Source organism: Parabacteroides chinchillae, from assembly GCF_900108035.1.
GTDB classification, from domain to species: Bacteria; Bacteroidota; Bacteroidia; order Bacteroidales; family Tannerellaceae; genus Parabacteroides; species Parabacteroides chinchillae.
The window spans coordinates 65,183-80,738 of the sequence record NZ_FNVS01000003.1 but is presented as its reverse complement, the minus strand read 5'-3'; the positions used below and the strand labels follow the sequence as shown (position 1 = coordinate 80,738).

Annotated in this window: 12 protein-coding genes; 6 read left to right on the top strand and 6 right to left on the bottom strand. The window is 40.9% G+C overall.

Translation table 11 applies throughout. The annotated features are described in order from the left end of the window. Window positions 1-45: 45 nt before the first annotated feature. Window positions 46-2,202, bottom strand: a complete 2,157-nt coding sequence (locus tag C4S38_RS03550) for an elongation factor G (protein WP_099464273.1) — start codon at window positions 2,200-2,202, stop codon at window positions 46-48. A 229-nt stretch (window positions 2,203-2,431) separates the two neighbouring features. On the opposite strand from C4S38_RS03550, the gene hemW reads away from it, so the two are divergent. From hemW to C4S38_RS15900, 3 genes are all read left to right on the top strand, one after another. Further along, window positions 2,432-3,559 carry a radical SAM family heme chaperone HemW gene (gene hemW, locus C4S38_RS03545; protein ID WP_103982580.1) on the top strand — a complete coding sequence of 376 codons (1,128 nt, stop codon included), beginning with the start codon at window positions 2,432-2,434 and terminating at the stop codon, window positions 3,557-3,559. 141 nt (window positions 3,560-3,700) lie between these two features. Next, a complete protein-coding gene (locus C4S38_RS03540) occupies window positions 3,701-4,276 on the top strand; it encodes a zeta toxin family protein (protein WP_099464275.1) in 576 nt (191 codons plus the stop codon). Continuing rightward, window positions 4,269-4,436: a hypothetical protein gene (locus C4S38_RS15900; RefSeq protein WP_199163412.1), complete on the top strand. Its 168-nt coding sequence runs from the start codon at window positions 4,269-4,271 to the stop codon at window positions 4,434-4,436. Before C4S38_RS03540 ends, C4S38_RS15900 begins: the two co-directional genes overlap by 8 nt. Window positions 4,437-5,484: 1,048 nt before the next feature. Here C4S38_RS15900 and C4S38_RS03535 read toward each other — a convergent pair. From C4S38_RS03535 to C4S38_RS03525, 3 genes are read right to left on the bottom strand one after another with little or no spacing between them, the layout of a single operon-like run. Next, window positions 5,485-7,644, bottom strand: a complete 2,160-nt coding sequence (locus C4S38_RS03535) for a S46 family peptidase (protein WP_103982579.1) — start codon at window positions 7,642-7,644, stop codon at window positions 5,485-5,487. Between the two features lie 15 nt (window positions 7,645-7,659). Next, complete coding sequence (locus C4S38_RS03530) at window positions 7,660-8,136, bottom strand: CYTH domain-containing protein (RefSeq protein ID WP_103982578.1); 477 nt, start codon at window positions 8,134-8,136, stop codon at window positions 7,660-7,662. Next, window positions 8,136-9,194 (bottom strand): DUF2027 domain-containing protein, encoded by a 1,059-nt coding sequence (locus C4S38_RS03525; protein ID WP_103982577.1) that lies wholly within the window; start codon window positions 9,192-9,194, stop codon window positions 8,136-8,138. Before C4S38_RS03525 ends, C4S38_RS03530 begins: the two co-directional genes overlap by 1 nt. A 62-nt stretch (window positions 9,195-9,256) precedes the next feature. Here C4S38_RS03525 and C4S38_RS03520 point away from each other — a divergent pair, with 62 nt between their 5' ends. Further along, complete coding sequence (locus tag C4S38_RS03520; protein ID WP_103982576.1) at window positions 9,257-10,480, top strand: S-adenosylmethionine:tRNA ribosyltransferase-isomerase; 1,224 nt, start codon at window positions 9,257-9,259, stop codon at window positions 10,478-10,480. A 65-nt stretch (window positions 10,481-10,545) separates the two neighbouring features. Then, window positions 10,546-12,522 carry a PorE family type IX secretion system protein gene (porE, locus tag C4S38_RS03515; RefSeq protein ID WP_103982575.1) on the top strand — a complete coding sequence of 659 codons (1,977 nt, stop codon included), beginning with the start codon at window positions 10,546-10,548 and terminating at the stop codon, window positions 12,520-12,522. 16 nt (window positions 12,523-12,538) lie between these two features. Here porE and C4S38_RS03510 read toward each other — a convergent pair whose 3' ends face one another. Beyond that, window positions 12,539-12,889: a hypothetical protein gene (locus C4S38_RS03510; protein WP_103982574.1), complete on the bottom strand. Its 351-nt coding sequence runs from the start codon at window positions 12,887-12,889 to the stop codon at window positions 12,539-12,541. Between the two features lie 526 nt (window positions 12,890-13,415). Beyond that, the gene (locus C4S38_RS03500; protein WP_099464284.1) at window positions 13,416-14,546 is read right to left on the bottom strand and encodes an aldose epimerase family protein; all 1,131 of its coding nucleotides are present in this window, start codon (window positions 14,544-14,546) and stop codon (window positions 13,416-13,418) included. A 212-nt stretch (window positions 14,547-14,758) separates the two neighbouring features. Here C4S38_RS03500 and C4S38_RS03495 point away from each other — a divergent pair, with 212 nt between their 5' ends. Then, window positions 14,759-15,553, top strand: a complete 795-nt coding sequence (locus C4S38_RS03495; protein ID WP_103982572.1) for a thymidylate synthase — start codon at window positions 14,759-14,761, stop codon at window positions 15,551-15,553. The last annotated feature ends 3 nt before the right edge of the window (window positions 15,554-15,556 follow it).

Genomic DNA, 15,556 nt, shown 5'->3' with positions numbered 1-15,556 from the left:
CAGGAACAGCCCTCCAATCCAAATGTATTAATTATTATTTATAAATCACTCTTCCGACTGAGTAGCTTCATAAGCCTTCAATAATTTATCTTGTACATCAGACGGAACAAGCTCATAATTAGCAAATTTCATTGTAAATGAAGCACGGCCACCAGTTATAGAACTCAAAGAAGTAGAATAAGAAGACATTTCTTTCAAAGGAACTTTTGCCGATAATTTCTCAAATCCCTTTTCACTATTCATACCCATAATGATAGCACGACGTCCTTGCAGATCACTCATTACATCTCCCAAATAGTCGGCTGGAACAGAAACCTCCACATCATAAACCGGCTCCAGAATCTTTGGCCCGGCTTCCTTAAATGCAGTGCTGAAAGCATTACGGCCTGCAAGCATGAAAGATATTTCATTACTATCTACCGGGTGCATCTTTCCATCATAAACAATTATACGTACATCACGGGCATACGAACCGGTTAATGGACCTTGTTCCATACGTCCCATAATACCTTTCAGAATAGCCGGTAAGAAACGGGCATCAATAGCTCCGCCAACAATACTATTTACAAACACAAGCTTACCACCCCAATCGAGATCAATTATCTGCGTATCGCGCACACTGATTTTGTATTCCTGTCCGCCAAAACGATACATATCCGGAGCCGGCATACCTTCGTAATACGGTTCTATAATCAAATGAACTTCGCCAAACTGACCTGCACCACCGGATTGTTTCTTGTGACGATAATCCGCACGTGCGGCTTTAGTAATCGTTTCACGATATGGTATTTTGGGTTCAATATATTCGATTGCTACTTTATCATTGTTTTCGATTCTCCATTTTAATGTACGAAGATGGAATTCACCCTGGCCGGAAACAATAGTTTGCTTCAATTCCTTTGATTGTTCTATTACCCATGTCGGATCTTCCTCACGCATACGAATCAATATCTCCATCATCTTTTCTGCATCCGCTTCATTCACAGGTTTAACAGCACGACGGTATTTAGGGTCAGGATATTTTATAAAGTCAAAACGATAATCGCATCCCTTTCCATTCAACGTATTACCACGGCGAACGTCTTTCAACTTCACAGTTGCACCAATATCTCCGGCAACCATTTCCGTTACCTCGTTACGGTTCTGACCCGCAACAGAGAATAGCTGGGCAATACGTTCTTTCGAACCACGGTCGGCATTCATTAAATCATCACCTTCCTTTACTTTACCTGATATCACTTTAAAATAAGAAACCTGACCGATATGAGGTTCTACTGTAGTTTTAAAGAAAAACAAACTGGTAGGGCCATTTGAATCCGGAGTAACTTCCACGCCTTCTGTTGTTATCAGGCGAGGCATTTTATCTGTACAAGGAACCACGTTCCCTAAGAATTCCAAGGTACGGCGCACGCACATATCACGACCTGCGCACACGCAAAATACAGGAAACATATCGCGTCTTACCAAACCTGCACGAATGCCTGCACGCATATCATCTTCGCTCAAAGTTCCTTCTTCAAAGAATTTTTCCATCAGCATGTCATCATGTTCGGCTGCAGCTTCAACCAGTGTTTTGTGCAAATCCATGGCTTTTTCCATTTCATCCTCCGGTATTTCCAATACTTCAGGAACTCCTCCTTCCGGTTTCCAACGATACATCTTCATCTTCAACACATCAACGACTGCATTAAAAGCAGCACCTACATTCACCGGATACTGGATTAAAACCACTTTCCCTCCCCAACGGTCTTGCAGTTGGGCAACAGTCCCGTCAAAATCCGCTTTATCATTATCCAACTGGTTTACCACAAAGATAACCGGTTTATGAAATTGTTCTGTATACCGGAACTGATTAATAGTTCCCACCTCAACTCCATATTGGGCATTCAATACCATCAACGCCGTATCTGTCACGTTCAAAGCCGAAACCGCACCGCCTATAAAGTCATCCGAACCGGGACAATCTATAAAATTCAGTTTACGATCCTGCCATTCAACACTGAAAACGGTTGAGAACACTGAGTAACCATACTCCTTCTCAACCGGGAAATAGTCGCACACCGTATTACCACCGTCCACTGTGCCACGACGTTTTATAACTCCACCCTCGTAAAGCATAGCTTCAGCGAGAGTGGTTTTCCCAGAGCCCGAACTTCCCAAGATAGAAATGTTCTTAATTTCGTTTGTTTGGTATACTTTCATGATTTCAGGTATTTAATGAGTTTAACAATAAAGTTTCTTTTTCATGAATATCGCGTCATGAGGCCGCAAATTAGAGATTGTTAAGGAGAAAAGCAACGCATACACCCCTGTTTGAGAACTATGTTATTAAGCAGGCTAGACTTTAAAAGTCTCAAAAAGTCGCGTCATAAACCAAAGCAATGGCTATTTTTATTTAAGTTTGCTACGTTAAACAATCAAACCAAACAATATGGCAGGGCTTTATATACACGTTCCATTTTGTGCCAAGCGATGCTTGTACTGCGATTTTTTTTCCAATACGAAGATGAAATACAAAGAATCGTATGTAGCCGCCATCATCAGGGAAATAGACCTCAGAAAAGAATATTTAGCCAACGAACCTTTGAATACTATTTATTTCGGAGGTGGTACACCCTCCCAGTTAGAAGCTTTTGATTTTGAAAGAATATTTGACGCAATCTATCGCTCATTCAACTGCTCAAACTGCCAGGAAGTTACACTAGAGGCAAACCCGGACGATATGACTCCCGAATATGTAGCCATGCTCTGCAACTTTCCATTTAACAGGGTTAGTATGGGAGTGCAGAGTTTTAAGGAAACAGACCTTCATTTTCTTAATCGCAGGCATAACCGCAAGCAAGCTATTGAAGCAGTCAATCTTTGTAAAGACAACGGCATATACAATATCAGCATTGATCTTATCTACGGTCTTCCTAACCAGACTTTGGCCGATTGGATACATAATCTGGACGAGGCAATAGAATTAAACGTACCCCATCTCTCATCCTATCATCTTATATATGAAGAAGGAACTGCGCTATACAAATTAAAAGAAGCCGGAAAAATACAACCTATAGCGGAAGATTTAAGCGTCAGCCTGTTTTCGTCACTGATAGATAAACTGACCGAAGCCGGTTATCAGCATTATGAAATTTCCAACTTTGCCAAGCCCGGATTCATATCCCAACATAATAGTTCATACTGGACAGGAAAAAAGTATTTAGGCCTTGGCCCGTCCGCCCATTCCTACAATGGAACAGAACGAGAATGGGGTATTTCATCCCTACCCGCATATATCAAAAGCATCAATACCGGTATTCCTTCCATTGAAAAAGAAAAACTGGATCTATACACCCGCTACAACGACTATATCATAACCGGACTCCGAACCATGTGGGGCATCAACCTTCACAAAATTCAGGAGCAATTCGGAAACAAACTCAGAACTTATTGTGAACAACAAGCTGCAATCCATAAAAAACAGGGCTTACTGATTCAGGAAAACGAAACTTTAACTTTTTCCCGCCGGGGAATCTTCATTTCTGACGGAATAATGAGTGACCTCCTTTGGGTTTAATTTTACACAAAAACGCTGGTTTAGACAACGAACAGGCATGTTAAAAGGACATTTGTTGCACATTTTTGTTATTTTTGAGAAGAAAATCAACCAACATTAAAAACTATTACATATATTTGTCCCGTCAAAATACAGCAAGTAGTGCCATATTTATACATTATATCAGGATGCAACGGCGCAGGGAAGACAACAGCTTCTTTTACAATTCTGCCAGAAATGTTGAAATGTAAAGAGTTTGTCAACTCGGACGAGATAGCCAAGGGGCTTTCCCCTTTCAATGCAGACAACATCGCCGTAGCCGTTGAAGCAAGCCGTATTATGTATAAACGTATAAAGGAACTCATCGGAGCCGGTGAGACTTTTGCAATGGAAACTACACTGGCTACCCGTTCGGTTGCAAACCTGATACGGGAAGCACAAAAGATGGGTTACTACGTTACATTGTTATACTTCTGGCTTAATACCCCGGATTTAGCAGTTGAGCGTGTAAAGATGCGGGTTGCGGCCGGAGGACACAATATTCCGGAAAGCACGATTCGTCGCCGTTACGAAGCGGGTATCCACAATCTATTCGAACTTTACATACCTATCAGTGACTACTGGATGATAACAGACAATTCAATGTCGCCCATGGAAGTTATTGCCAAAGGCTTTAAGAATGATAAAAAGGAGATATATAAACCGAGTATTTACACAAAACTTGAACATCATGAGTGAGCAAGAAGTAAGAGAATTCGAGGAAAATATAGTTAGAGGTGCAAATATTGCTTTCCAGCGTTTAGTAACTGAAAAAAAGAAAGAAGATGGCGAACTTGTTTTTTCCCGTAACGGACACGTATTCCGAGTAAAAGCAGCAGACATCGAAAAGTTTATCTAAACTATAAATTCCATTCTAAATAGAATTACAAAAGGGGCTGTTTAACGAATGAAACTCGTTAGGCAGCCCCTTTCAATTGCCTATTCTTTTTTACAGGTTGCCTACCCTGTTCAATTTAGTTGCTTACCCCAATATTGTCATATATGGGCCCCAATAAAAGGTCGTTTAAGGGTTCACTTTGTCACCTTCTGCCACTTTCCTCGGGGGGGGGTATTTCAAAATCTGAAAAATTATCTACAAACATTCTATACAATCATACAATCTGCTATTATAGATAATATTACATGATACTAACGCGGTTTTTAAACCTTTAAAACAGTCAATACGGATTTCATTTTAACACTTCCGTGAACACTTTTCCTCATGCCTGAATAAGCTATTTATTGCTTCTTTAATATGGCTTTAGCCTAAGTTCAATTGCCATCGGTTTTAACCAACGGATAGTAGAGTCTTCTTCTTTCAAGGGCTTCAGCCCAATAAGAATGAGATAATCAAAAAGAACTTTCCAAGAAGAAATTTGGCTGAAGCCAATACAGATAAATCCCTCTTTAGTCCGTCAGCTGAAGCAGACGGCAATTGAAACCAGGCTAAAGCCATAAAAGAACAGACCGTATCGGCCATCCCAAAAGAAAGCTGCGCTTAGCTTAGCTTTCTTGTTAGCGGCATCAGCGGCCGGGCGTTAAACGCAGGTAAAAGACGTAGAAACGAAACCAGCGGCTGTTTGAGCAAAGCGAGTTCCGCTGGTTAAGCGAAGTCTTTTGCCGGAGTAGCCCGGACGGTGCAGCCTTGACCTTTTGGTTACTTTTGGGTCAAGCCAAAAGTGACAAAAACAACCTTAAATCTTTTGTCTACTTTTCTGTCAGGAGAAAAAGTAAGCAAAAATGTTCGCGGGAAGCACTAAAATGCAGCAAGCATAACCTCGCAATAATAGAATAATAATATATTTATCAGCAATTTATACCAGACATCAGATCTTTTACAATTTGGGGATAAGCCCCGAAGATGGTGACAGAAGGTGACAAAGTGAGTGATATGTCCAAAGACTATATCACTTTACAATATCCATTTCTTTCAACAGATAACCGGCATTTGCATATTTGTCTATTATAAAAAGGACATAACGGATATCGACAATAATACTACGCTGATAATCGGGTAAATATTGGATATCGCCACCTACACCTTCCCAGTTACGGTCAAAATTAATACCGATCATCTCTCCATTTGCATTCAATACCGGACTACCCGAATTACCTCCTGTAGTATGGGTCGTAGCACTGAAAGCAACAGGCATTCTGCCATCCGGCATAGCATAACACCCAAAGTCTTTGGCCTGATATAATTCTTTCAAACGGGCAGGAACAACAAATTCCCAATTAGTAGAATCTTCCTTTTCCATTACTCCATCCAGCGTAGTCTGGCAACCATAATAATCGCAATCACGCGGGCTATATCCTTTCACTTGGCCATAAGTAAGGCGCAAAGTTGAGTTAGCATCCGGAAAATCAGCAAAATCTCCATGCATAGCCAACAGCCCCTTTACATATTCTTTATGCGCCAAATTATAACTATCGTCAAAACCCTTCAATGCCTCAGTCAGAATCTTCTTTTCCGCCTGCACCGATTTTGCAAATAAGATCATCGGATCTTCCTGAAGAGCCTTAACCAAGGGACGGGCTTTAAAATTATTGAAGTTGGCCTCACTACCGAATATAGATTCTTTAAAAATATAATCTACAAACTTATCAACATCTCCTTTAAATTTTTTATCTATAATGGCAAAATACTCCGGCTGTGATTGTTTTGGTACCAAACGGCAATATTCCTTCAACATTATCTTCGCTATCTTTTTATCTACTTTCGGAGAATAGTTTTTATCGGCAAAACGCAAATAAGCTCTTTCCAGCAATAATAATTGATTTTGTTGTTCTGCGCGGTCTTTTCCACCCAGAGCATCACACATAGATTGGATATCGGTAGTTATATTCGCAAACTCGATACCACGCACCAAAGCTTCGTCAAGCATCCAGTTACGGAAACGCATATCTTTCCGGTCTGATACAATTTGTGCCAATGTCTCCAATGCTTCAGGATATGAAGGTTCCGACATTTTACCGGACCAAGCAATCAAACGATCCTGCTCTTTTTGTTTCACTTGCTCAAAATTGCGATTATTGATAGCCCAATTACAGCCAATAGCATTTTTATAGGCGTTTGTCGAACCGGCATACTTACTGGCATATTGTATACGCACCTGGGGGTCTTTCAGCATTTCTTCCAGCATGGCCTGCTGACGAAGTTCACGAATATTAATTCGAACGGCATTATCTATATCCCGCCTTTCAGCCACTTCCCAGGATGTATAATACTTATTGGTACGCCCGGGAAAGCCCATTATCATAGCATAGTCATTTTCCGCTACCCCTTTCAAAGAGATTTTAAACCATCGTTTGGGACGAAGCGGGACATTTGTTTCCGAATAAGGGGCAGGATTACCATCAGCATCGGCATACACACGAAACACAGAAAAATCGCCTGTATGCCGCGGCCACATCCAGTTATCTGTATCAGCGCCAAACTTTCCTATCGAAGATGGCGGAGCTCCGACCAAACGGACATCCGAATAAACCTTTTTCGTAAACATATAATACTTGTTGCCTCCGTAAAAAGCTTTGATCTCTACCTCTACCCCCGGATTATCCTGCAAAAATTTTTCTCCTGCTTTCTTTTTTGCCAGCCCATTCAAATACCTGGAAGAAAGAAAGTTCTGTCTGTTATCTGTATCTTTCTCCAATTCAGCCCTGACATATTCCGTCACATCATCTATTTGATCAATAAAAGTAACGGTAAGTCCGGGATTTGACAATTCCTGATCACGGGTTGCAGCCCAGAATCCATCCGTCAGATAATCATGCTCCAATGTACTATGCTGCTGGATACTTCCATAGCCGCAATGATGGTTTGTAAGGATAAGCCCATCAGGTGAAACAACTTCGCCGGTACATCCGCCGCCGAATATAACGACAGCATCCTTCAACGAAGCCGAATCAGGACTATAAATATCATAATCTTCCAACTTCAAGCCCAGTGCTTTCATCTCCGGGAGCTTCTGTTGTTGCAATAATGGCAACAACCACATTCCCTCATCTGCCATTGCCGGCAACGATAGTACAGCTGTTGCAATAAAAAAAATAAATTTCCTGATCATGGTGTTTATTGTTGTTTAGTCATTATCCCACTGTGTATAAGGATTTTTAGTTAGCATAGAATTATAATAACGACGATCTCCTGTTACTTCTTCTCCTAACCAAGCGGGCTTCTCAAAAGATTCATCTTCCGAAACCAATTCTACTTCGGCAACGATTAGACCTTCATTTGCTCCATAAAAGACATCTACCTCCCATACATGCTTGCCCACATGTACCAAATGACGAATTTTATCTATTGCTCCCGGTTCGCATAAACAGAGCAACTGCTCTGCATCTGTAAGGGAGATTTGTTGTTCAAACTCATAACGGCTCAACCCTTTTTCGTCAGAAGGCCCCTTTATAGTGAGATAACCTTCTTCTCCCCGAATACGTATCCGCACCGTACGTCCAGGTTGAGAACAAATATATCCTTGTACAATACGTTGGCTACTATACACTTCCTTGCTAAAATCACCGGAAACAAGGAATTTTCGTTCTATCTCTGTCGCCATTATTTTATAGTTACCATTGTGGCGCCAAAACCATATTCGCGGAAAGACGCATCCTGGTAATAATGCTGTTTATATCTTGTCTTTAACTCTTTTTCTAAAGCTTTACGGAGAACTCCGTCTCCTTTACCATGTATAAAGACGATCTTCTGTCCTTTATGATTAGCATATTGAGCCAGTACTTCATGAAACTTGTCCAGCTGATAATTCAACATATCTGCATTACTCAGCCCATTCGTATTGTCCAGTAACTCATTAATATGTAAATCAATTTCCAACACGGCACTGTTTACATCCTTTTTCTTTACAATGTTTTGCGGAATGCGTCTGTCATCCCTTGCTTTCTGCTGCATAGCCTCCTGCAGATCAGTTGCAGAAACAAGGAGTTCCTTTTCGGGTAAATCACCACGTACTATCGGATATAAAAGGGCATCATCTTCAAAATAGTCATTTTCCATAAAACAATGCAGTTTATAGAATTTAACCGTATCCAAACGTAATTCTACAGATACTGTGTTTTTTAAAGAATAGGGCTTATCCTTTTTAAACGCAATAAGTTGAACACAAACACGCTCCAGGTCGTTTAATTCCTGTTTCCCGAATTCCTCTATAAATATTTTCGTATTTGGTTCCACCAGTCCGTTATAACGGCTGATCCAGCTATTATTCAACCTATTCATATAATTAAAAAACAGATAGTAATTACTATCGTTTACAAAATAGGCCTCATAGCCGGTCTGCTGGATGGATTTGGGATCTAAAGGTAAATAAGCCAGATAAATATTCAGCCTTTCACCTTCAATGGTTTCCTCCGGCACGTCTTCAACTTTCGGTTCGGGTTTTGATACATGGGTTTCTACAGGTGCTTGTACCTGCGGTTTATTAGAGCTATGAACCTGCATATCCCCTTCGCCCACGACAACAACTTCGCGTATAAACGCAGGAACTTCAAAACCATCTTCATCTTCTACCAGAACCTGGTCTTTTCCTTTAAAGCTACGGACAATACCGCCTCCCGTACTATTAAGGAATCTTACTTTGTCTCCTATTTTAATGCTCATATCTTTTATCTATTGTTTATTATGTGGACAAAGTTCACTAATTTTGCGCAGATATTAAAGCAATGGCAACAAAAACTCAGCAGATACGCATCGAAGATTATAATTATTCGCTGCCCGACGAACGAATCGCAAAATTTCCGTTACCACAACGTGACGAGTCTAAACTTCTTCTTTACCGTAACGGTAAAATAAGCGAAAGTATATTCAAGCACATCACAGAATATTTACCGGCAGGCTCTTTGATGGTATTCAACAATACACGGGTAATACAAGCCCGGTTACTCTTTAAAAAAGAGACCGGTGCCCAAATAGAGGTCTTTTGCCTGGAGCCTATAGAACCACACGATTATGCATTGGTATTCCAGCAAACGGAACGTTGCAGCTGGACATGCCTGGTAGGGAACCTGAAAAAATGGAAAGAAGGGCTATTAAGCAAAACCATTCTTATCAACGATACTCCGGTGACTTTAAATGCAGAAAAAAAACATACATGTGGCGATAGCCATCATATCGAGTTTACCTGGGATAATCCATCTTACACATTTGCAGACTTATTAGATGCCGCCGGAATATTGCCTATTCCTCCTTATCTCCACCGGGAAACTGAAAAAAGTGACTTACAAACCTATCAAACGGTTTACTCTAAAATAAAAGGATCAGTCGCTGCCCCAACCGCAGGATTGCATTTCACTCCGGAAGTATTGGCAGATATAGATGCCCATAATATCGGAAGGGAAGAAGTAACGTTACATGTAGGTGCCGGTACTTTCAAACCTGTCAAAAGCGATACGATAGAAGGACATGAAATGCATACGGAGTTTATATCCGTACGCCGTAGCTCCATTGAACGGGTAAAAAGTAATCTGGGTAAAATCATTGCCGTTGGAACCACTTCTGTCAGGACATTAGAAAGCCTTTACTATATAGGCGTCGCATTAGCAAACAATCCGGATGCCAGTTCCGACGATCTTGTTGTCAGGCAGTGGATGCCTTATAAAGAAGGGAACAATCGCCTGACACCAACAGAAGCCCTGCAAAACATACTGGACTATCTCGACAGCCATCATACAGACAAACTTGTTACGGCTACTCAGATAATTATTGCTCCGGGATATGAATTTAAGATTGTAAGAGGGATCGTAACAAATTTCCATCAACCCAAAAGCACCCTACTTTTGCTTATATCAGCCTTTGTGCAAGGAAACTGGAAAGCGATCTACGATTATGCGCTGACGCATGAATTTCGTTTCTTAAGTTACGGAGACAGCTCACTACTTATAAGATAAGGAAAAAGGGATGCAATAACATTATCTGCTATTCGTTATATTTGTATGGATATACAACTAATAAGATGAAACGATATTTCGCAACTTATCTACTTTTGCTGCTGGCAGCTTCGTTCCTTTATTCCTGCAAATCGGTCAAATTAAGTGATGCAGAAGAAAAACAACGCATTGGGGAATACTTTGAAGCTGCCGGGCTATATCGTAAAATATATACAAAAACCCCTCCTAAAAAAAGAGATTTGCGCGGTTATATTGCTTATCGCATGGCCGAATGCAACCGTCTGATCAACAATACACCGAGAGCAACCAGTGCCTATATGAATGCGCTCCGATATGATTACCCGGACAGTACGGTTAATTTACGTATGGGACAAATGCTTCAAAAAAGCGGTAAATATGCAGACGCCATCAAGTATTACAATGATTTTCTGGCAACGTCATCCGATAATATCCTTGCATTAAATGGCGTAAAGGGATGCGAAATGGCTCCCGACTGGCGCAATAATCCGACCCGCTATGTAGTAAAACGAATGGAGAAATTTAACTCCAGGAGAGGAGAGTTCAGCCCGATGCTGGCAGGAGACAAATATGATCAATTATATTTTGCCTCTTCACGCACAAAAGATAAAGACGCTAAAATAAGCGCAATAACCGGCCAAAACAACAACAACCTGTTTCTGGTCAAACAGGATGAAAAAGGAGCATGGCTAACACCCATAGAACTGGAAGATGAGGTAAATACCGAATTTGACGAAGGAACCCCTTCCTTCTCGCCCGACGGAAACACAATGTACTATACTTATTGTTCGCAAGATCCGGAAGGGCCACGCACTTCTGAGATTTATGTATCAGCCCGTAGCAGTGCCAAATGGGGTAAAGGCACACGCGCTACTATCGTAAAAGATTCGGTTACGGCTCTTGGGCACCCGGCTGTTTCTCCGGACGGAAAATATCTATATTTTGTTTCCGATGCTGTCGGAGGCTTTGGAGGAAAGGATTTGTTTCGTGCGCGTATTATAGGGAACGACTTCGGACCAATGGAAAACTTAGGTCCGGAAATAAATACTCCCGGAGATGAAATGTTTCCTTATGTCCGGGATTCTGTGACTCTTTATTTCTCATCTAACGGACACCCCGGTATGGGAGGGTTAGACATTTTCAAAGCAACACTGGACAGCACCGGTAAATGGAATGTAGTAAACGCAGGTAGTCCTATCAATTCCATGGGAGATGATTTTGGCATCACTTTCGCCGGTAAAGCAGAAAAAGGTTTTTTTAGTTCAAACCGTAACGATGCACGTGGTTACGACCATATTTATTCATTTGAACTACCTACCATCACAATCTTTATTGAAGGCATTGTAAACGATGTAGACGAATATCCTATAGAAAATGCAACAATCCGCATTGTAGGAAAGGATGGCCTTAATGTAAAAGTACCGGCCAAAAAAGACGGCACATACAGGGTTGAACTGGAGCGTGATATACGTTATGTTATGATGGCTAGTGCACGCGGATATTTAAATCAGAATTATGAATTAAAAACAAGCCCGGAAGAAAAAAATGAGACTTATATCGTGGATTTCTTCCTTTCCCCCATCAGCAAGCCCGTCGTCATAGAAAATATTTTTTACGACTTCGACAAAGCAACCCTGCGTCCCGAATCAAAGAAAGCATTGGATGAAATGATTAAGATGCTAAACGACAATCCGAATGTAACTATCGAACTCGGAGCACATACAGACCGTAAAGGATCGGAGCAGTACAACGAACGCCTGGCACAACGCCGCGCCCAATCTGTGGTAGACTATCTGATAGCCGGAGGAATTTCTAAAGATCGCCTGGAAGCAAAAGGATATGGGAAAAGTGTACCCAAAGTTATCAACAAAAAGATGGCCAAATTATACGATTTTCTAACAGAAGGAGATGTGTTAACAGAAGAGTTTATCTTAAACCTTCCCCCCGAACAACAGGAAACTGCAGACCAGATAAACCGAAGAACCGAGTTTAAGGTATTAAGAACAAATTATAATTTGTTCTAATATGGGGGTACCCCCATCATGACAGCGTGCTGATTTCTGAAAAAGAAATGGGCCAGTCAATCGCATTCATCAGAATGCCAAACGTTACACGTTGCTGGAGCGTCACTTGTTTGCATTGAGAATAAAGTTCGAATACGGTAAGTCCCATCAGCATCTTCAGTTTGTAATGAATATCTTTGACAAGTGTTATACTTGCCAATACAGTCACTTGCGAAGCAGCATAAAAATCTCCGTCCGTCAATTGGGCTTTTTCCTGTAAAGCCGGATAGTGGCGAGACCGGATAAGAGAAACATCTTCTCCCACTTCATTCACGACATCCAATAAGATACGGCATATTGCCATCCGTTGTTCATTCGTTAACTTCATAATATGGTAGATGCCTCACAGTTCTCCCTTGTTTGGCAAATAAATAAATTAAAAAGCGTGGGAACTGTTAATCTATTATTCGAAACTGAGGCATCGCCAAACACCTTTCGGACAAATAATAAACAAAAGCCCCACGCCCTATATTATCATACATGATAAATGTATATAACAAGGGGTGAGCGCTTATTGCTATTACCTTCGTCCAAAATTGAAAGTTGGCGATTTCCAGTTTCAAAGATAATATCTTAAACGCTTTATCGTACTCTACGTACAAAGGGAGGGAAATCAAAGCCTCGACCTTTATATGATGGGGCAAATATAGCAAAAAATAACGAAACATATTTATTCATAAGAAATATCAAGGAAGAGATTCATGGAACAAATAACGTCATTAAAACCGTGTCCATCTCTCCCCTAAAAGGCAAGGTTAAAAACAAAACCATCCCGATGATTTGTACAAATCATCGGGATGGTTTCAGAAAATGACCGGGATGTTTTTTTTAGTCAAAAAGCATCCTTTTTCCTTTTATTTATTTACTACAAATTTATAGATGCAGTGGCTCGTATATTTTTCGCCCGGGCGAAGAACAACACTTGGGAATGAAGGTTGATTAGGACTATCCGGATAATGCTGCGTTTCCAGGCAAAAAGCTCCGCGGTGAGGATATACGGTACCCTGTTTGCCTTTATCCTTGCCATCCATAAAATTGCCAGTATAAAACTGGATTCCGGGCTCGTTGGTATAAACTTCCAAAGCAATGCCGCTGGTTGGGCTATAAGCCTTAGCTGCCAATACATTTATATCTCCATTCGTATTCAAAACCCAGTTTAAATCATAACCACGTCCTTTTACCAATTGATCGAACGATTCATCAATATGAGCACCGATAGCCACTGGCTGACGAAGGTCGAGAGGAGTGTTTTCAACCGGGGCTATCTCAGAAACCGGAATTAATAAACTATCTACCGGAGTATAGTTGTCTGCATTAATCATGATTTCTTCATCCAGGATATCAGAACCGGGTACACCGGACAAATTGAAATAACTGTGATTTGTAAGGTTCACCACAGTAGGTTTATCGGTAGTTGCTTCATATTTAATATCAACTGCATTATCATCTGTCAATGTATAAATGACTTTTACATCCAGATTACCCGGGAAACCGGCATCACCATCCGGAAAAACACGGGATAACTCTACCGACTGATCATTAATTTGCTTAGCATCCCACATTACGGCATGAAAACCTTTATCACCACCATGCAAGCAATGACCATTATCGTTATGGGGCAATTCATATTCAGTGCCGTCCAACGTAAACTTACCCTGGGCAATACGGTTGCCATAACGTCCGATCAATGCTCCGAAATTGCCACTGGAAGCTACATAATCTGCTATATTGCCATAACCCAATACAACATCTGTCATCTTACCGTTTTTGTCGGGAACCATTACAGAAACCAAACGTCCGCCATAATTCGTTACACACGCTTCGGCTCCGTTCTTATTCTTTAGAACATACAATGCGGTCGGTTTGCCATCTACTTCCGATACGAAATCGGATTTCATTAACCCAGAAAGAGTAGCCTCTTCCTTCTTTTCGCCGCACGACAACAACATGCACATTGCCATAACAGCCATACATAGTCTTTTCATTTGAATAGGAATTAAAAGTGTTCTTCTATTTATTTGGCAAAGATAGACTTTATATCTAAAACTAACTGCTACAGGCACACAGAAATTCATAGTTGCAACTCCCGATATTTATCATCTCAGTTTTATGCACAAACAGTTTTCATGTGTGCATAGAATTATCTTGTTTTATACAATACATTTTGTAACTTTGCCAATCACTATAAACAGTAAGGATGAAACAATATTTGGCATTGCTAGAACGAGTTCTAGCCGAAGGGACAAGAAAAGAAGACCGCACCGGAACCGGAACAATCAGCGTGTTCGGTCATCAGATGCGTTTCAATCTGGAAGAAGGTTTTCCGTTACTTACAACGAAAAAGTTGCATTTGAAATCCATCATATATGAATTGCTATGGTTTCTAAAAGGCGATACCAATGTAAAATATTTGCAAGAACACGGTGTACGCATCTGGAACGAATGGGCGGATAAAGATGGAGACCTGGGACATATCTACGGTTATCAATGGCGTTCATGGCCAGATTACAAAGGAGGGGCTATCGATCAAATAACGGAGGCTGTTGAAACAATCAAACACAATCCGGATTCCCGCCGGATTATTGTAAGTGCATGGAACGTAGCCGACCTGGATAATATGAATCTGCCTCCATGCCATGCTTTTTTCCAGTTTTATGTGGCTAACGGAAAATTAAGCCTGCAATTATATCAACGAAGCGCCGATATATTTCTGGGTGTCCCTTTCAACATAGCATCTTATGCACTGTTATTACAAATGATGGCACAGGTTACAGGACTAAAAGCAGGAGACTTCGTACACACTTTAGGAGATGCACACATTTATAGTAACCATTTGGAACAGGTAAAATTGCAGCTTACCCGCGAACCGCGCCAATTGCCACAAGTAGAGATCAACCCTGAAATTAAAAGCATTTTTGATTTCAGATACGAAGACTTTGCCTTAATAGGATATGATCCGCATCCTCACATAAAAGGAGACGTGGCTGTTTGACAA

Coding starts and splice junctions, on each gene's coding strand:
- C4S38_RS15900 (WP_199163412.1), top strand. CDS start 4,269: ATGAGTGAGCAAGAAGTAAGAGAATTCGAGGAAAATATAGTTAGAGGT.
- C4S38_RS03495 (WP_103982572.1), top strand. CDS start 14,759: ATGAAACAATATTTGGCATTGCTAGAACGAGTTCTAGCCGAAGGGACA.
- hemW (WP_103982580.1), top strand. CDS start 2,432: ATGGCAGGGCTTTATATACACGTTCCATTTTGTGCCAAGCGATGCTTG.
- C4S38_RS03510 (WP_103982574.1), bottom strand. CDS start 12,889: ATGAAGTTAACGAATGAACAACGGATGGCAATATGCCGTATCTTATTG.
- porE (WP_103982575.1), top strand. CDS start 10,546: ATGAAACGATATTTCGCAACTTATCTACTTTTGCTGCTGGCAGCTTCG.
- C4S38_RS03550 (WP_099464273.1), bottom strand. CDS start 2,202: ATGAAAGTATACCAAACAAACGAAATTAAGAACATTTCTATCTTGGGA.
- C4S38_RS03525 (WP_103982577.1), bottom strand. CDS start 9,194: ATGAGCATTAAAATAGGAGACAAAGTAAGATTCCTTAATAGTACGGGA.
- C4S38_RS03535 (WP_103982579.1), bottom strand. CDS start 7,644: ATGATCAGGAAATTTATTTTTTTTATTGCAACAGCTGTACTATCGTTG.
- C4S38_RS03500 (WP_099464284.1), bottom strand. CDS start 14,546: ATGAAAAGACTATGTATGGCTGTTATGGCAATGTGCATGTTGTTGTCG.
- C4S38_RS03530 (WP_103982578.1), bottom strand. CDS start 8,136: ATGGCGACAGAGATAGAACGAAAATTCCTTGTTTCCGGTGATTTTAGC.
- C4S38_RS03520 (WP_103982576.1), top strand. CDS start 9,257: ATGGCAACAAAAACTCAGCAGATACGCATCGAAGATTATAATTATTCG.